Annotated in this window: 16 protein-coding genes; 8 read left to right on the top strand and 8 right to left on the bottom strand. The window is 64.4% G+C overall.

Annotated features, from left to right (window positions below; translation table 11 throughout):
- Positions 1–12 precede the first annotated feature (12 nt).
- From BMI87_RS11175 to BMI87_RS11145, 7 genes are read left to right on the top strand one after another with little or no spacing between them, the layout of a single operon-like run.
- On the top strand, positions 13–714 hold the full coding sequence (locus tag BMI87_RS11175; protein ID WP_078521444.1) for a response regulator transcription factor: 702 nt from the start codon (positions 13–15) through the stop codon (positions 712–714).
- A gap of 10 nt (positions 715–724) precedes the next feature.
- Complete coding sequence (locus BMI87_RS11170) at positions 725–2,473, top strand: sensor histidine kinase (protein ID WP_078521442.1); 1,749 nt, start codon at positions 725–727, stop codon at positions 2,471–2,473.
- Positions 2,474–2,911, top strand: a complete 438-nt coding sequence (locus BMI87_RS11165; RefSeq protein WP_078521440.1) for an HPr kinase/phosphorylase — start codon at positions 2,474–2,476, stop codon at positions 2,909–2,911.
- Positions 2,902–3,831 (top strand): RNase adapter RapZ, encoded by a 930-nt coding sequence (gene rapZ, locus BMI87_RS11160; protein WP_078521438.1) that lies wholly within the window; start codon positions 2,902–2,904, stop codon positions 3,829–3,831. The genes BMI87_RS11165 and rapZ overlap by 10 nt, the downstream gene beginning before the upstream one ends.
- A complete protein-coding gene (locus tag BMI87_RS11155) occupies positions 3,828–4,235 on the top strand; it encodes a PTS sugar transporter subunit IIA (RefSeq protein ID WP_075776867.1) in 408 nt (135 codons plus the stop codon). Before rapZ ends, BMI87_RS11155 begins: the two co-directional genes overlap by 4 nt.
- Positions 4,226–4,498, top strand: coding sequence for an HPr family phosphocarrier protein (locus BMI87_RS11150; protein WP_075776868.1), 273 nt, complete (start codon positions 4,226–4,228; stop codon positions 4,496–4,498). The genes BMI87_RS11155 and BMI87_RS11150 overlap by 10 nt, the downstream gene beginning before the upstream one ends.
- A 30-nt stretch (positions 4,499–4,528) precedes the next feature.
- Positions 4,529–5,389 (top strand): lysophospholipid acyltransferase family protein, encoded by an 861-nt coding sequence (locus BMI87_RS11145; protein WP_078521436.1) that lies wholly within the window; start codon positions 4,529–4,531, stop codon positions 5,387–5,389.
- A gap of 272 nt (positions 5,390–5,661) precedes the next feature.
- On the opposite strand, the gene BMI87_RS11140 is transcribed toward BMI87_RS11145, so the two are convergent.
- A complete protein-coding gene (locus BMI87_RS11140; RefSeq protein WP_078521434.1) occupies positions 5,662–6,537 on the bottom strand; it encodes a 3-hydroxybutyryl-CoA dehydrogenase in 876 nt (291 codons plus the stop codon).
- A 155-nt stretch (positions 6,538–6,692) separates the two neighbouring features.
- On the opposite strand from BMI87_RS11140, the gene BMI87_RS11135 reads away from it, so the two are divergent.
- A complete protein-coding gene (locus BMI87_RS11135) occupies positions 6,693–7,514 on the top strand; it encodes a DUF6473 family protein (RefSeq protein ID WP_078521432.1) in 822 nt (273 codons plus the stop codon).
- A 75-nt stretch (positions 7,515–7,589) separates the two neighbouring features.
- Here the strand turns inward: BMI87_RS11135 and BMI87_RS11130 are convergent, their stop codons facing one another.
- The 7 genes from BMI87_RS11130 to cydD form a co-directional block, all read right to left on the bottom strand.
- Positions 7,590–8,516 carry an electron transfer flavoprotein subunit alpha/FixB family protein gene (locus tag BMI87_RS11130; protein WP_078521430.1) on the bottom strand — a complete coding sequence of 309 codons (927 nt, stop codon included), beginning with the start codon at positions 8,514–8,516 and terminating at the stop codon, positions 7,590–7,592.
- Positions 8,516–9,274 (bottom strand): electron transfer flavoprotein subunit beta/FixA family protein, encoded by a 759-nt coding sequence (locus tag BMI87_RS11125; RefSeq protein WP_078521428.1) that lies wholly within the window; start codon positions 9,272–9,274, stop codon positions 8,516–8,518. The genes BMI87_RS11130 and BMI87_RS11125 overlap by 1 nt, the downstream gene beginning before the upstream one ends.
- Positions 9,275–9,518: 244 nt before the next feature.
- Positions 9,519–9,638, bottom strand: a complete 120-nt coding sequence (gene cydX, locus BMI87_RS11120) for a cytochrome bd-I oxidase subunit CydX (protein ID WP_078521427.1) — start codon at positions 9,636–9,638, stop codon at positions 9,519–9,521.
- Positions 9,639–9,650: 12 nt separating this feature from the next.
- Entirely contained in the window at positions 9,651–10,814 is a 1,164-nt protein-coding gene (cydB, locus tag BMI87_RS11115; RefSeq protein WP_078521426.1) for a cytochrome d ubiquinol oxidase subunit II, read from the bottom strand.
- Positions 10,815–10,820: 6 nt separating this feature from the next.
- Positions 10,821–12,431, bottom strand: coding sequence for a cytochrome ubiquinol oxidase subunit I (locus BMI87_RS11110; protein ID WP_078521424.1), 1,611 nt, complete (start codon positions 12,429–12,431; stop codon positions 10,821–10,823).
- Between the two features lie 206 nt (positions 12,432–12,637).
- A complete protein-coding gene (locus BMI87_RS11105) occupies positions 12,638–14,299 on the bottom strand; it encodes an amino acid ABC transporter ATP-binding/permease protein (protein WP_078521422.1) in 1,662 nt (553 codons plus the stop codon).
- Positions 14,296–15,984: a thiol reductant ABC exporter subunit CydD gene (gene cydD, locus BMI87_RS11100; protein WP_078521421.1), complete on the bottom strand. Its 1,689-nt coding sequence runs from the start codon at positions 15,982–15,984 to the stop codon at positions 14,296–14,298. The genes BMI87_RS11105 and cydD overlap by 4 nt, the downstream gene beginning before the upstream one ends.
- Position 15,985: the final 1 nt, after the last annotated feature.

The raw sequence follows: 15,985 nt of genomic DNA, 5'->3' as shown, positions 1-15,985 counted from the left end.
GGATATTCCGACATGTCGAGAATCGCGCTGGTCGACGACGACCGCAATATTCTGACCTCTGTCTCGATGACGCTCGAGGCGGAAGGTTACGATGTCGAAACGTATAACGATGGACAGGCTGCATTCGACGCGTTCACCAAGCGTCTCCCGGACATGGCGGTTCTGGATATAAAGATGCCGCGAATGGACGGCATGGAGCTGCTGCAGCGGCTTCGCCAGAAGACCGCGATGCCGGTGATCTTCCTGACCTCCAAAGACGACGAAATCGACGAGGTTCTGGGCCTGCGCATGGGCGCGGACGATTACGTCAAGAAGCCGTTCTCGCAGCGTCTTCTGGTCGAACGCATCCGCGCGCTGCTGCGCCGGCAGGAAGCGATCTCGACCGGCGAGGTCGCCTCGACCGAAGACACCAAGGTAATGGTGCGCGGCTCGCTCGAGATGGACCCGCTGCGCCACGCGGTGACCTGGAAGAGCAAGGACGTCACGCTGACCGTGACCGAATTCCTGCTGCTTCAGGCGCTCGCGCAGCGGCCCGGTTTCGTGAAATCGCGCGATCAGCTGATGGACGTGGCTTACGACGATCAGGTCTATGTCGACGACCGCACGATCGACAGCCACATCAAGCGCCTGCGCAAGAAGATGCGCAGCGTCGATGATGATTTCACGGCGATCGAGACACTCTACGGCATCGGATACCGGTATAACGAAGAGTGATGCTACGTAGATGAGTATTGCCGGGAAGATCGGATTGGCTCGAAAGCGCTCCTCAAACTTCGCCCGTCGCGCGCCGGAAACGGAAGTCGTGCTCGGCGAGGATTGGATCGGCCCGGCCGATATCGTCGACGACGATCTGCGCAAGGGTCGGGCGCGGCGGTCGATGTTCTCGCTCAACCGCTCGCCGCTGGCGCGCAAGATCATCACCTTCAACCTGTTGGCGATGATCGTGCTGGTGACCGGCGTGCTCTACCTCAACCCGTTTCGTGACAGCCTCGTGCTGCAGCGCGAAGGCGGGCTGGTGAACGAGGCGCAACTGGCCGCAGACGTGTTCGAGGCGCAGCTTCCGGCGGGGGCTCCGGTCAATCTGGCCGCCGGTGACGGGCTCGACCCGCTCGCGACGATCCGCGGGATGGAGCTGCCCGAAGGCGCCGATCTCTACCTGTTCGATCCCAGTGCGGCGCTGCTCGGCACGACGACCACGGGCGACCGCGCGCCGGTCGAAGAGGTCGACGGGCTCAATTTCGACAAGCGCTCCACCGTGCTCAGCGATTTTCTCGGTCAGATCTGGGACTCGGTCGCGGGTCTGTTCGAGCGCGGTGGCGGCACCGCCGCCGATAGCGCGCTCGACATGGTGCGAGATCTGGTGCCCACGGCGCTGGACGGCCGCACCAAGATCGCCTCGCAGAAGAACGCCGCCGGCGAGACCATCTTCGCCGTCGCCACCCCGATCCGGCAGGGCGATCGCGTCGTGGGCGTGGTCGGACTGATCTCCGTCGCGGGGCAGATCGACGCGCTGGTCCGTGTCGAGCGCGAGCAGGTGCTGCAGATGTTCGTGATCGCGATCATCGTCTCGATCGGGCTGTCGCTGGTGCTGGCCTCGACCATCGCCAACCCGCTTTCCGATCTTGCCGCCGCTGCCGAAATCGGGCGCGACAAGAACGCGCGCAAGATGGCGCCCGCCCGGGTGCGCATCCCCGACCTGACCGCGCGACCTGACGAGATCGGACGATTGTCGGGCGCAATGCGCGGCATGGTCGGCGCGCTTTACGAACGCATCGATGCGAACGAACAGTTCGCCGCCGACGTCGCCCACGAGATCAAGAACCCGCTGGCCAGTCTGCGCTCTGCCGTGGCCTCGCTGCATATGGTCAAGAAGGAGGAGCAGCGCACCCGCCTTCTGGAAGTCATCGATCACGACGTGCGCAGACTGGATCGTCTTGTGAGTGACATTTCCAATGCATCGCGGCTCGATTCCGAGCTGGTGAAAGAAGAGGAAGAGCGGTTCGACCTGATCAAGATGGTGTCGAATCTCAGCGAATTCCTCGGGCAGCAGGCGCGCGAGAAGGGCGTCGATTTCATTACCGACCTGCCGTCGCAATCTGTGGTCATCTCGGGGCTGGAAGCGCGTCTGGCGCAGGTCTTCGTGAACCTCATCACCAATGCGACCTCGTTCTGCGAAGAGGGCGACGCGGTGCGGGTCTGGGCACGCCAGCGCGACAATCGTGTGCTGGTCGTGGTCGAGGATACCGGGCCGGGCATTCCCGAAGAGGCGCTGACCAAGGTCTTCAAGCGGTTCTATTCGGAGCGTCCCGAGGGGCAGTTTGGCGATCACTCGGGTCTTGGCCTCGCGATCTCCAAGCAGATCGTCGAAGCCCATGGCGGCGTGATCTGGGCCGAGAATATCCGCCCCACCGATGCCGACCGGACCTCCGATCCTCTGGGCGCGCGTTTCGTCGTGGGCCTGCCGGTAAGCTGAATGACCGGGTCGGACGACCTCTCGACCAATCTCCATGCCAGTGCCGTCGCGCTCGACCCCGAGCGCGGCGTTCTCATTCGTGGAGCCTCTGGCAGTGGCAAGTCGCTTCTCGCGTTGCGGTTGATGGCGCTGGGGGCGTCACTCGTCGCCGATGACCGGGTCGACCTGCGCGCCGAAAATGGGGCGCTGATCGCAAGCGCACCGGAGGCGATCGCGGGCCGGATCGAGGCGCGTGGCGTGGGTATCCTGCGCGCCGATCACCTGTCGCAGGCCCGCATCACCTTGCTGGTCGATCTTGATCGAGAAGAGGTCGAACGCCTGCCAACCTGTCGAAAAGACAGGGTGTTGGAGGTCAATCTGCCCCTTGTGCTGCGCGTGCAGCATGGTCATCTTGATGTGGCAATCTTGCAATGGCTGAAAGGGGGCCGATGGGCGTGACCCGATCCGATCCGGTATGGGCACAGGCTGGCCAGCGCGTCGTGCTGGTGACCGGCCCGTCAGGTGCGGGCCGCACCACCGCAATCGGCGCTTTGGAGGATCTGGGCTACGAGCCGATCGTCAACCTGCCGCTGAGTCTCGTGCCGCGCCTTCTCAAGGGGCATCTGACCGGCCCGGTCGCGCTTGGCGTAGATGTACGCGGGCGCGATTTCTCGGCCGCGGCGCTGATCGAACTGGTCGATATGCTGACCAAGCGCCCGGACCTGCATCTCGACCTGCTCTATCTCGATGCGCGCCCCGAAGTACTCGAACGGCGCTACTCCGAGACGCGCCGCCGCCATCCGCTGTCGCCCGAGGAAGACCCCGGCGCAGGGATCGCGCAGGAGATGGACCTGCTCTCGCCGATCCGGATGCGCGCCGATGTCCTGATCGACAGCTCCGAGATGAGCCCGCATGATCTGCGCGCCGAGGTCGGGCGCTTCTTTGACACGGGCCGCACCGAGGCGCTCTCGGTCACGGTGAATTCCTTCAGCTACAAACGCGGGGTGCAGCGCGGGCTCGATCTGATGTTCGATTGCCGCTTCCTCGCCAATCCCCATTGGGAGCCGGAGCTGCGCGCGCTTGACGGGCGCGACGCGGCGGTCGCCGATTATGTCGCCGCCGATCCCCGCTTTGCGGAGTTCCACCAGCGCGTGCTCGATCTGCTGTTGTTCCTGCTTCCCGCCTATGTCGCGGAGGGCAAGGCTTACCTCTCGGTCGGCTTCGGGTGTACCGGGGGGCAACACCGCTCGGTTGCAATGACCGAGAGCATCGCCAAAGCGCTTGCGGAAGCAGGGTGGCGCGTGTCTAAACGTCATAGGGAATTGGAGCGTCTCGGCCATGCCGAGAACGAAGAAACGAAGGTGAGGTCGGGCGCGTGATCGGTATCGTGATCGTGGCACATGGTGGTCTGGCGCGCGAATATCTCGCCGCTATAGAGCATGTCGTGGGCCCGCAGCGCGGCATTCGTGCCATCACGATCGAGGACGATCACGACCGCGCGGGCAAGCAGGCGGAGATTCGCGCCGCCGCAGATGCGGTCGATGACGGCACCGGTGTCGTGGTTGTGACCGACATGTTCGGCGGCTCTCCGTCCAACCTGTCGCTGATGGCCTGCGAGGCGCGAGACCGCGAAATCATCTACGGTGCGAACCTGCCGCTGCTGATCAAGCTGGCGAAATCGCGCAGCCTCGCGGTCCATGCCGCGGTCGAGGCCGCGCTCGATGCGGGGCGAAAATATATTAATAGTTACAATGCCCAAGCGGGAGTGGTGAAATGTCCGTGACCCGCGAGTTGGAGATCGTGAACGAGAAGGGCCTGCATGCGCGCGCCTCTGCCCGTTTCGTCGAGGTTGTCGAGGATCATGACGCCCGTGCGACGGTGGCGAAGGACGGCCAGTCGGTCTCTGGCGACTCGATCATGGGGCTTTTGATGTTGGCAGCTTCGCGTGGAACCACTATTGAAGTGACGACAAGCGGGGCCGAGGCAGAAAAGCTCGCCGATGCGCTTCAGGCATTGGTGGCCGACAAGTTCGGCGAAGGTATGTGACGCTCCGCACCCAGCGAGAGGGTTCGCCCAATGAACCAAGAGAGCGACATCGCAATCGACGCCGCGCAAGCGGTATCGCGACCCTATGACAAGCGCCGTCTGTCCTATGCGGGTACGTTTTCCAATCCGTTCAAGGTCGGCACGATCCGCACCCTGGAATGGCTGACCGCGAAGGCGCAGCTTCTGCATCTGATCCGCAAGTTCGAGAAACGCGGCGCCCCGGTCGGGGCCGAGTTCTGGCCGCAGGCGCTCGACGTGATGGGGATCGATGTCACGACGCCGCCCGAACAGATCGCCCATATCCCGAAAGAGGGCCCCTTGGTGGTCGTCGCCAACCACCCGCACGGGCTGGTGGACGGGATGGTGCTGGCCTACCTGATCGGTCAGGTGCGTGACGATTTCCTGATCCTGACCCGCTCTCTGCTGACCGGGATTCCCGAGGTCGAGCAATACATGCTGCCCGTGCCCTTCCCGCACGAGCCCAATGCCCGCGAGGACAGCCTCAAGATGCGCGCGGCCTGCATGGCGCAGCTCAAGCGCGGCGGCGTGGTGGTTCTGTTCCCGGCGGGGCAGGTGGCGCATTCCGAAACGCTGATGGGGCCGGTGATCGAGCAGGAATGGAACCCCTTCACCGCGAAGATGCTCGCCCGGTCGAACGCCTCGGTGCTGCCGATCCACTTCCCGGGCCAGAATTCGCGCGCCTATCAGATCGCTAACAAGCTGAGCGCGACGGTGCGGCAGGGGCTTCTGCTCTATGAGATCAAACGTGCGCTGAACAAGCCGCAGAACCCCGCGATCGGTCCGGCGAAGCGGCCCGAAGAGATCGCCGAGGCGCTGCAGAACCCGCGCAAGTTCCTCGCGGACCTGCGGGCGGAAACGCTGGCGCTGTAAGACGACTGGTGGAGGGGGCTCTGCCCCCGCGGCTCCGCCGCCCCCCGGGATATTTTGAAAGAGCGAAGCCGCTTACTCGGTCTTAACGAGACTCGGGGCAGTCTGTCTTTGCGGCACAGGCGGGGACGCCGATGGCCGCAAGAGCGAAGACACCCGGTTCCCCCGCAATCGCGGCCCGAGCCGGGTGTCGATCCATCTTGTATTCGCTCTTGGAAAATATCCCGGGGTGAGCGGCAAAGCCGCGAGGGGCAGGGCCCCTCGAGTCCGTCGTTTCAGCGCGTCGGCACCGGCTCTTCGCCGCGATAGTCGTAGAAGCCGCGCCCGGTTTTGCGGCCGAGCCAGCCGGCTTCGACATATTTCGTCAGAAGCGGGCAGGGGCGGTACTTGGTGTCGGCGAGACCGTCATGCAGTACGTTCATGATCGCGAGGCAGGTGTCGAGCCCGATGAAATCGGCCAGCTCCAGCGGCCCCATCGGATGGTTCGCACCGAGCTTCATCGACTCGTCGATCGAGCGCACGTTCCCCACGCCTTCATAAAGCGTATAGACCGCCTCGTTGATCATCGGCATCAGGATGCGGTTCACGATGAAGGCCGGGAAATCTTCGGCAGACGCGGCGGTCTTGCCGAGCTTTTCCACCACTTCGTGCAGCGCCTTGTAGGTTTCCTGATCGGTCGCGATGCCGCGGATCAGCTCGACCAGTTGCATCACTGGCACCGGGTTCATGAAGTGGAAGCCCATGAATTTCTCGGGCCGGTCGGTGCGCGAGGCGAGCCGCGTGATCGAGATCGACGAGGTGTTCGAGGTCAGGATCGTCGTCGGCTTGAGATGCGGAAGCAGGTCTTCGAAGATCGCCTGCTTGACCGTCTCGCGCTCGGTCGCGGCCTCGATCACCAGATCGGTCGGACCCAGATCGCTCAGTTTCGTGGTCGTAGTGATCTTCTTCAGCGCGGTGTTTTTCTCGTCTTCCGAGATCTTGCCGCGCGACACCTGTCGATCGAGGTTCTTGGTAACCGTGGTGAGCGCCTTCGTCAGCGCGTCTTCGCTGATGTCGTTCAGCAGAACGTCATATCCGGCCAGCGCGAAGACATGGGCGATGCCATTGCCCATCTGCCCTGCACCCACGATGCCCACTTTCTCGATCGCCATAATTTTCCCTCTCACGCTTTGCGTCCTGACCATAGTTCTCCGCTCGGTCCATGCAAGCGAAACGCAGGGCTGAGATCATTTTAACATTAGCCGTTTGGCAAGATTTTGGGCGCAATCTGGCCTCGGGTGAGTCGAACACAGACTGAGGTGGGAAAATGGCTTTCGAATATACGGGCGATGGCGCCCTCGATTACTTCCCGTGCAGATACGGGAAATCCAAACTGCTGTTCCGCGGGCCGCGCCGTGCGCTGCAAGGCGATTTCATCGCCGCGATGGGCGGGACGGAGACCTATGGTAAATTCGTGGAGCATCCCTGGCCCGCGCTGCTCGAGGCGCGGCTGGAGATGCCGGTGGTGAATTTCGGCTATCTGAATGCCGGGATCGACGTGTTCCTGCACGAGCCGCAACTCGCCGCCGCATCGGAGGCCGCGAAGGTCACGGTGATCCAGTTGCTCGGCGCGCAGAACATGTCGAACCGCTTCTATGCGGTGCATCCGCGTCGCAATGATCGCTTCCTGCGCGCGTCGAGCCTGATGCGCTCGATCTTCCGCGGCGTGGATTTCACCGAGTTCAATTTCACCCGCCACATGCTGAGCGCATTGAAAGAACGCGAGCCCGAGAAATTCGCCTTGCTCGAGGTCGAATTGCAGGAGGCGTGGCTGCAGCGGATGACCGCGCTTCTGGCCAAGATCAAGGGGCGCAAGCTGCTTCTGTGGCTGGGCGAATTCCACGATCCGGCGCATAGCGACACGCTCGGACACGAGCCGCTGATGGTGACGGAGGCGATGGTGGAGACGTTGCGACCGCTCGTGGCCGATATCGTGCGGGTCGAGCCTTCGGTGACGGCGCGCAGTGCGGGCACGACGGGGATGCATTTCTCCGCGCTGGAAGAGCCTGCGGCGGAAATGGTGCCGGGGCCGCTGGTGCATGAGGAGATCGCCGCGGCCCTCGCGCCTGCGCTGCAGCCATTTCTCTAACAGGAAAGGGCGGGGAAATTCCCCGCCCTTTCTAATTGGTTCAACTCTCCCGGGGGGCAGTGCCCCTTCCGAGGATCAGAGCTTCTCGGTCAGCGCCGGAACAGCCTCGAAGAGGTCCGCGACCAGGCCGTAATCGGCGACCTGGAAGATCGGCGCTTCTTCGTCCTTGTTGATCGCGACGATGATCTTCGAGTCCTTCATGCCGGCGAGGTGCTGGATAGCACCCGAGATGCCGCAGGCGATGTAGAGCTCAGGGGCCACGACCTTGCCGGTCTGACCGACCTGCCAGTCGTTCGGTGCGAAGCCCGAGTCGACGGCGGCGCGCGAGGCACCCACAGCAGCGCCAAGCTTGTCGGCCAGTGCTTCGATCACCTTGAAGTCCTCTTCCGAGCCGACGCCACGGCCGCCCGACACGACGATCTTCGCCGAGGTCAGCTCCGGACGATCGCTCTCGGCGACCTTGTCTTCGATCCAGCTCGACAGAGCGGGCGCGTCCGACATGGCGACGGTCTCGACCGAAGCCGAACCGCCTTCGCCGGCGGCGTCGAAGGTCGAGGTGCGGAAGGTGATGACCTTCTTCTCGTCCTTCGATTTCACGGTCTGGATCGCGTTCCCCGCGTAGATCGGGCGCTCGAACGTGTCGGCATCGACGACGCCGGAGACATCCGAGATCACCATCACGTCGAGAAGGGCTGCCACGCGCGGCATCACGTTCTTCGCATCGGTCGTGGCAGGCGCCACGATATGCGAATAATCGCCCGCGAGCGACACGATCAGCGCGGCGGTCGGCTCCGCCAGACGGTGGCTCAGCGACGGGTCCTCGGCCACGAGAACCTTCGCGACACCGTCGATCTTGGCGGCGGCTTCACCCGCGGCAGCAGCCGAGGCACCCGCGCAGAGCACGGTCACATCGCCCAGCGATTTCGCGGCGGAGACGGCCTTGGCGGTCGCGTCGACCGACAGTTCGCCATCATTCACTTCACCCAGCAGCAGAACGGCCATCACACGACCCCCTTCTCTTTGAGTTTCGCAACCAGCGTGTCGACATCCGGCACCATTTCGCCAGCCTGACGCGCTTCGGGCTCGGTGGTCTTCACCACTTCGAGGCGCGGCGAGACGTCGACGCCGTAGTCGTCGGCGGTTTTCTCGTCGAGCGGCTTCTTCTTCGCCTTCATGATGTTCGGCAGCGACGCGTAGCGCGGCTCGTTCAGACGCAGGTCGGTGGTGACGATCGCGGGCAGCTTGACCTCGATGGTCTGCAGACCGCCGTCGACTTCGCGGGTGACCTTCGCGGCCTCGCCCTCGACCACGACTTCCGAGGCAAAGGTCGCCTGACCCCAGCCCAGAAGCGCCGCCAGCATCTGGCCCGTCGCGTTCATGTCGTTGTCGATCGCCTGCTTGCCGAGGATCACCATGCCGGGTTGCTCTTCCTCGACGACCTTGGCGAGGATCTTGGCGACGGCCAGCGGCTCGATATCGGTCTGCACGTCATCGGCGGCGACCACGAGAATCGCACGATCCGCCCCCATCGCGAGCGCGGTGCGCAGGGTTTCCTGCGCCTGCTTCACGCCGATGGAGACCGCGATGATCTCTTCGACGGCGCCCTTCTCCTTCAGACGGATCGCCTCTTCGACAGCGATTTCGTCGAACGGGTTCATCGACATTTTGACATTGGCGAGATCGACACCGCTTCCGTCCGCTTTCACGCGAGCTTTCACGTTATAGTCGATCACGCGCTTCACAGGCACGAGAACCTTCATGGCGTGTCTCCCTTGTGTAGTCCGCCAAATTGCGGCGAACGGATTCATTCGGCAATTTTGTTACAAGAGCAAAGGGCGAAGGGACAGGGGGAAAACGCCTCGTTTTGGCCCTGAAACGTCACGTCTTTTCGACTGTTTGCGCTAGCGGTGCGTGCGAATTGCCCTAGCGTCGCGCTGTGTCCACGATCCGTCCATGAAAAAGGCCGCCCGAAGGCGGCCTTTCGCGTTTGTTTGCCGGGCAAGGTCAGTCGTCCTTGCACTCACCGGCGATCTTGCAGTCATTCTGCATCTCGAGCCACATCGCGTTGGCGACGGCGACCAAAGCGGCCAGCGGAAGCCCGAGGATCCATGCGAAATACCACATCTGTCTGTCTCCTTAGTAAACGGTATGGCTGTCGCGCTCGACGTCTTCGACCGTCACCTTGCCCCACAGGACCTTATAGACCCATGCGGTATAGGCGAGGATGAGCGGCATGAAGATGAGCGCGCAGACGAGCATGATGAACAGCGTCTGGTGCGAGGACGAAGCGTCCCAGACCGTCAGCGAGGCGTCGGGCATTTTCGAGCTCGGCAGGATGAAGGGGAACATCGTCAGGCCGACCGAGGAGATCACGCCGAAGATGCCCAATTTCGACCAGAGCAGCGTCGAGACTTCGCGCCCGGCGCGCAGCCCCCGCACCGCCATCGCGATACCCGCGAGGCCGAGGATCGGCGCAATCGCGATCCACGGGCGGTCCGCATAGGCCTGCATCCAGCTCCCGCTATGCTCGACCGTCGAGAAGAGCGGGTTGGAGGGGCCGTTGTCCGGCACCACCGAGGTGATGTGGTAGCCCTTGATCCCGAAGGCGAGCCAGATCCCCGCGAGGATATAGGCCACGAAGGCCACCATGCCCGCAACGGAGCCGATCTCGGTCGCGCGAACCTTCACCGCGCCTTCGGTCTTCACCGAGAGCCACGCCGCGCCATGCATCATCAGCATCGACAGCGACACCACGCCCGCAAGCAGCGCGTAGGGGTTCAGAAGGCCCAGCAGCTTCATGATGAAGTTGCCCGGATAGAGCGGCATCAGCATGTCGTTGAGCTCGAAGGGCACGCCTTGCAGCACGTTGCCCACGGCCACGCCGAAGATCAGTGCCGGCACCGCGCCGCCCACGAAGAGCGCCCAGTCCCAGCCGTTGCGCCAAGCAGCCGAGTCGCGCTTCGAGCGATACTTGAAGCCGACGGGGCGCAGGATCAACGCCGCGAGCACGAGGAACATCGCGAGATAGAACCCCGAGAAGCTCACCGCGTATAGCGGTGGCCAGGCCGCGAAGATCGCGCCCCCGCCGAGGATGAACCAGACCTGGTTGCCTTCCCAGACCGGGCCGACCGTGTTGATCGCCACGCGGCGCTCGCTATCGGTCTTGCCGACGAAGGGCAGGAGGGCCCCCACGCCCATATCGAAGCCGTCGGTGAGCGCGAAGCCGATCAGCAGGACGCCCAGCAACAGCCACCAGATGACGCGCAGAACGTCGAGGGGGATGAGTTCATAGAGGATCATTGGTTCTTACTCCGCAGGCATGGTGACAGGGGCGTTGCCGTCGCGACCGGACAGGCGGTCGTCATGGCGCTGCAGCCACTCTTGAGTGACCTCGACATCCTGATACGGGCCTTTTTTGATGTATTTGATCATCAGGCCCATCTCGATGACGAAGAGCACGGTGTAGAAGGCCACGAAGCCCAGCAGCGTGAACAGTAGGTCGCCCACCGACAGGTGGCTGACCGAGAGTGCCGTCGGCAACACGCCGTCCACCGTCCAGGGTTGGCGTCCGAACTCGGCGGTGAACCAGCCCAGTTCCGCGGCGATCCACGGGGCGGGGATGACGATCACGGCCAGACGCAGCGCCCAACGCGGATATTGCATGCCCTTCCAGTTCGAGACGACGAAGAAGTAGACCATCAGCGCGATGAAGGAGAAGCCAAGCGCCACCATCAGGCGGAAAGACCAGAAGATCGGCCAGACCGTCGGCACGGTGTCATCCGCGGCCATCTTGATCTGCGCATCGGTCGCCTGTCGCGGATCGTCCACGTAGCGTTTGAGCAGATAGGCGTAGCCCAGATCGCCGACGTTTTCGTTGAACTGCTTGGTGACTTCGGGCGGGACATCGCCCTTGGCTTCGCGGATCTTCAGCAGGTCGTCATAGGCGACGATACCGTTGCGAATCCGCTCTTCCGAGCCTTTCACGAGCTCGTCGATCCCGGTGATTTGCTCGGTCAGCGAGCGGGTGCCGATCAGGCCCATCACCCACGGGATGTGGATCGCGTATTTGGTCTCGCGATCTTGCTGGTCGGGGATGCCGAAGAGGGTGAAGGAGGCGGGGGCCGGTTCGGTCTCCCACATTGCTTCCATCGCGGCGAGCTTCATTTTCTGGTTGTGAGTCGTCTCGTAGCCCGACTCGTCGCCGAGGATGACGACCGACAGGGCCGAGGCGAGACCGAAGGCGGCCGCGACCGCGATAGAGCGGCGGGCGAGTTCGAAATGACGGCCCTTGAGCATGTACCAGCTCGACACGCCCATCACGAAGACAGCCGCCGTGACGTAGCCTGCCGACACCGTGTGCACGAACTTGGCCTGCGCGACGGGGTTGAACACGACGTCGAAGAAGGAGGTCATCTCCATCCGCATCGTCAGCGGGTTGAAATGCGCCCCGACCGGGTTCTGCATCCAGCCATTGGCGATGAGGATCCAGAGCGCCGAGAAGTTCGACCCGATGGCGACGAGCCAGGTGACGACCATGTGCTTGACCGGCGAGAGTTTCTCCCAGCCGAAGAACATCAACCCGACGAAGGTCGCTTCCATGAAGAAGGCCATCAGGCCCTCGATGGCGAGCGGCGCGCCGAAGATGTCACCCACATAGTGCGAATAGTAGCTCCAGTTCATGCCGAACTGGAATTCCATCGTGAGGCCCGTGGCCACGCCCAGCACGAAATTGATGCCGAACAGCGTGGCCCAGAACTTGGTCATTTGCCGCCAGATGGGGCGGTTGGTCATCACATAGACCGTCTCCATGATCGCCACGATGATCGACAGACCAAGCGTCAGCGGCACGAAGAGGAAGTGATACATGGCGGTCATGGCAAATTGCAGCCGTGACAGCTCAACGATCCCGAAATCCATTCTCGTTCTCCGTTTCCCTACTTGCACCCGACCTCGCCAAAAGCCGAGTTTCTCGGAAATATTATTCCTGGATGCAGCTTATGGGCGGGCGGTCTGCGCCTGACATTGAGCCAAATCAAATTGACGATGTGTCGCACGGAGGTGTGAAGAGCCGTGAACGACAATATGTCACATAAAATTAAGGACTTATTGTCGCAGGTCGTGCGTCATTTCAGCGCGATGGTGCCCGTGGCGGCGCTCTGATCGGGCTGACGGTGAGACACCAGAAGGAAGCCTGCGTCGGGCAAAAGCGCGCGCAATCCGGAGAGAGTCGCAGCGGCCGTCGGCGCGTCGAGCCCTTCGGTGGGCTCATCCAGCAGCAGGATGTCGGGCTGGCGCAAAGCCGCACGGGCCAGCGCTAGGCGTTTCGTCTGGCCGCCCGAAAGACCGGTGCCGCCTTCGCCAAGCCGTGCCTCAAGGCCACCGCGCGCGGCGATCACCTCATCGAGCGCGACGGCGCGCAGCGCGGCCCAAGCCGCGTCTTCATCGAGCTGCGCCTCGGGCGGCAGGGCGAGCGCGAGGTTCTCGGCGATGGTGCCGCCGATCAGCTGGCTGCGCTGCGGGACCATGGTGAGCACATCGCGCAGCGCTCCCTCGGGCCAGTCGGGCAGCGCGCGGCCTTTGACCGTGATCTCGCCACCGGAAGACTTGAGAAGGCCGGACAGCACGGCGAGCGCGGTGGATTTCCCCGCGCCCGAAGGCCCGGCGAGCATCACCGTCTCACCGCGCGCGAGGCTGAAGGTCAGATCGGAAAAGAGCGGCGCGGCGCTCTTGGCACGGGTGAAGGCCACGTTGCGGGACTCGATCAGCGGGGCGCCCGCATCGGTGGGGGCGTGGCCGTCTGGCTGGGCGCGTGCTGGCGTATCGGTCAGATCGATGACCCGCGCGCCTGCTTCCTGCATCCGCCCGATTTCTGCCATGCCGCGACGGAGCAGCATCAGCGACTCGGCCAGCGCCAGCGCGACGAACAGGCCCATCGCGGCGCGGGCGGGCGTGATCTGCCATGTTAGCGCCATTTGCCCGGCGATAGCCAGAGCGGCGGCTCCGGCAAGCGCGGTGGTTGCCGAAATCACGGCCCCCACGCGCCGGTCGAGCGCCTCGAGATTGCGCCGCGCCAGCGCCTCGGCCTCGACCTCGGCCAAGGTCTGTGCTGTGGCGGTTTCCAACTGTCCGGCCACGGCCAGATCGGCGCGCGCACGCATCGTCTCCAGCGCGCGGCGGCGGATGTTTTGCAGCGCGGTTTCGGCGGCGCGGGCATCGTGGCGGGCGGCGCGGGCCACCCAGATCAGCCCGAGCCCGCCGCCCAGCAGGTAGATCAGGAAGACCGCCAGCCCGATCGGCAGCCCTTCGAGCCACCACAGCATCAGAAGAGCCGCAATCTGCACCATGCCGCCTGCGAGGAAGGGGATGACCAGCCGCAGCAGCACGCCGTCCAGCGCATCCACATCCGAGGTGATCCGGTTCAGCGCCTGCGCACCGCGCAGCCGCGCCTGTTCCTCATGCGGGCGGCGGGAGACGCCATCCATCAGGTCGATGCGCAGCTTGGCCAGCGCGCGCAGCGTGGCGTCATGGGTCAAGAGCCGCTCGCCATAGCGCGACACAGCGCGACCGAGCGCGAGACCGCGCACGCCTGCCGAGGGGGTGAAGAAATTGAAGTTGAGGCCCAGCCCCGTGATCCCGGCCAAGGCCGAGGCGGTGATGAACCAGCCCGACAGGCCGAGCAGTGCCGCCCCCATTGCGAGCACGAGGAAGGATAGCGCGAGGCCTCGGCTGAAGGCCCATTTCTGATCGGCGATCAGGCGGGCGGTGAGGGTCAGAAGGGTCTTCATGCTGCGCCCTCCAAGTCGATCTGGCGGTCCATCGCGGCAACGAGGGCGGGGTCGTGGCTCGCGACGATCAAGGTGGTGCCGTGGGCGCGCAGCGCCAGCAGCGCCGCGATCACCTTGGCGCCCGTCTCGGCATCGAGATCGGCGGTCGGTTCGTCGGCCAGCACGATCGGGCGACCCGCGTAATGGGCGCGCGCGATCAGCAGACGCCGCGCCTCGCCACCCGAGACGCCGCCGCCCATATCGCCCAGCCGGGCGTCGAGCCCGCCGGGAAGGCCCGCGACGACCTCGGTGGCCTGCGCAGCCTCCAGCGCTGCATCGAGATCGCCGGGACGGTTCAGCGTAATCAGCTCGCGCAGGCTCGCATCGGCAAAGCGCGGGCTTTGCGGAATCCAGCCGAAGGCCGCGCGCCAGTCATCGGCGTTTTGCTCGGTCAGCGCGGTGTCGCCCAGTGTGATCTCCCCCGCCTCGGGATGGATCAGCCCGACCAGCGCGGTCAGAAGCGTCGTCTTGCCCGCGCCCGACGGCCCGGTGATCGCCACCGCCTCGCCCGGCGCGATGTCGCCATCGGGCAGAGGGATCGGATCGGAGGCCTCGCCGGGGCGAATTTGCAGACCGTGCCAACGCAGCGCGCCAAGCTGCGGCGCCGTGCCTTCGCCCCCGGTGCCGATCAGCGTGTTGGCCTTGGCGATGGCAGTCTCGGTCGTCTCCAGCTCGGAGGCCACGGCGAGCGCGGCGGCCCGGTCATGCCACGCGGCTGCCAGATCGCGCAGCGGCTGGAAGAACTCGGGCGCGATCATCAGCAGGAAAATCCCCTCGGCCGGGGTCATCTTACTGCCCCATGTGCCGAAATTCATCCAGCCGATCAGCGAAAAGCCGACATAGACCGCGACCAGCGCCACGCCGATCGCGGCGAACAGTTCCAGAAGCGTCGAGGAGAGGAAGGCCACCCGCAGAACCGCCATCGTGCGGACGCGGAGGTCTTCGGATTTGGTCTCAAGATCGGCGCGCGAGCGGGCCTCCGCGCCCAGAAGCCGCAGATCGGTGATCGCGGCGATCCGGTCGATCAGCAGGCGGTTCAGAGAGCCGATCTCGACCATCTGCTTTTCCGAGGCGTCCTGCGCGGCCATGCCCACAAGCGCCATGAAGAGCGGGATCAGCGGCCCCGCGATCAGCAAGATGCCCGCGACCGCCCAGCTTTGCGTGGCGGCGAGCAGGATGAAGGCGAGGGGGATGATCCGGGCGCGCAGGAAGGCGGGCTGGTAGCGCGTGGCCCAAGGACCGAGTGCGCCGAGCTTCTCCGCCGAGAGCGAGGCCAGTTCCGCAGGCGACAACGCGGCGGCCCCGCTGGCTTGACGCAGCGCCTTTCGGATCAGTGTCTCGCGGCTCTCGCGCAGCACGACCTCGGCGGCATCGGCGGAAAGCTTCTGCGAAATCCAGTCGAGCACGATCCGCACGAGCGCCAGCGCCACGAAACCCGCGGCCCCGGCAAGCGGCGAAAGCGCGGGGCTTACCCCGGGCGCGACCAGATCGCCCAGCACCAGCCCGATCAGTGCGGCCTGCGCGGGCCAGATCAGCGCCGAGGCTACGCCGAGCCATCCGGCGAGCTTCAACTTTCCCGCCACCGGCTGAGCGATACGGGCCAGAACGGCTTTCGGCTTCGGCGCTTCGGTCGTGGCGTCTGTCATA

It is taken from the genome of Thioclava sp. F28-4 (assembly GCF_002020045.1).
Lineage (GTDB): Bacteria > Pseudomonadota > Alphaproteobacteria > Rhodobacterales > Rhodobacteraceae > Thioclava > Thioclava sediminum.
The sequence above is the reverse complement of the archived record's forward strand: the minus strand, read 5'-3'. Positions and strand labels throughout refer to the sequence as shown.

Excerpts from the sequence above, each read along its gene's own strand:
- BMI87_RS11175 (WP_078521444.1), top strand. The coding sequence starts at position 13 with ATGTCGAGAATCGCGCTGGTCGACGACGACCGCAATATTCTGACCTCT.
- BMI87_RS11170 (WP_078521442.1), top strand. The coding sequence starts at position 725 with ATGAGTATTGCCGGGAAGATCGGATTGGCTCGAAAGCGCTCCTCAAAC.
- BMI87_RS11165 (WP_078521440.1), top strand. The coding sequence starts at position 2,474 with ATGACCGGGTCGGACGACCTCTCGACCAATCTCCATGCCAGTGCCGTC.
- rapZ (WP_078521438.1), top strand. The coding sequence starts at position 2,902 with ATGGGCGTGACCCGATCCGATCCGGTATGGGCACAGGCTGGCCAGCGC.
- BMI87_RS11150 (WP_075776868.1), top strand. The coding sequence starts at position 4,226 with ATGTCCGTGACCCGCGAGTTGGAGATCGTGAACGAGAAGGGCCTGCAT.
- BMI87_RS11145 (WP_078521436.1), top strand. The coding sequence starts at position 4,529 with ATGAACCAAGAGAGCGACATCGCAATCGACGCCGCGCAAGCGGTATCG.
- BMI87_RS11140 (WP_078521434.1), bottom strand. The coding sequence starts at position 6,537 with ATGGCGATCGAGAAAGTGGGCATCGTGGGTGCAGGGCAGATGGGCAAT.
- BMI87_RS11135 (WP_078521432.1), top strand. The coding sequence starts at position 6,693 with ATGGCTTTCGAATATACGGGCGATGGCGCCCTCGATTACTTCCCGTGC.
- BMI87_RS11130 (WP_078521430.1), bottom strand. The coding sequence starts at position 8,516 with ATGGCCGTTCTGCTGCTGGGTGAAGTGAATGATGGCGAACTGTCGGTC.
- BMI87_RS11125 (WP_078521428.1), bottom strand. The coding sequence starts at position 9,274 with ATGAAGGTTCTCGTGCCTGTGAAGCGCGTGATCGACTATAACGTGAAA.
- cydX (WP_078521427.1), bottom strand. The coding sequence starts at position 9,638 with ATGTGGTATTTCGCATGGATCCTCGGGCTTCCGCTGGCCGCTTTGGTC.
- cydB (WP_078521426.1), bottom strand. The coding sequence starts at position 10,814 with ATGATCCTCTATGAACTCATCCCCCTCGACGTTCTGCGCGTCATCTGG.
- BMI87_RS11110 (WP_078521424.1), bottom strand. The coding sequence starts at position 12,431 with ATGGATTTCGGGATCGTTGAGCTGTCACGGCTGCAATTTGCCATGACC.
- BMI87_RS11105 (WP_078521422.1), bottom strand. The coding sequence starts at position 14,299 with ATGAAGACCCTTCTGACCCTCACCGCCCGCCTGATCGCCGATCAGAAA.
- cydD (WP_078521421.1), bottom strand. The coding sequence starts at position 15,984 with ATGACAGACGCCACGACCGAAGCGCCGAAGCCGAAAGCCGTTCTGGCC.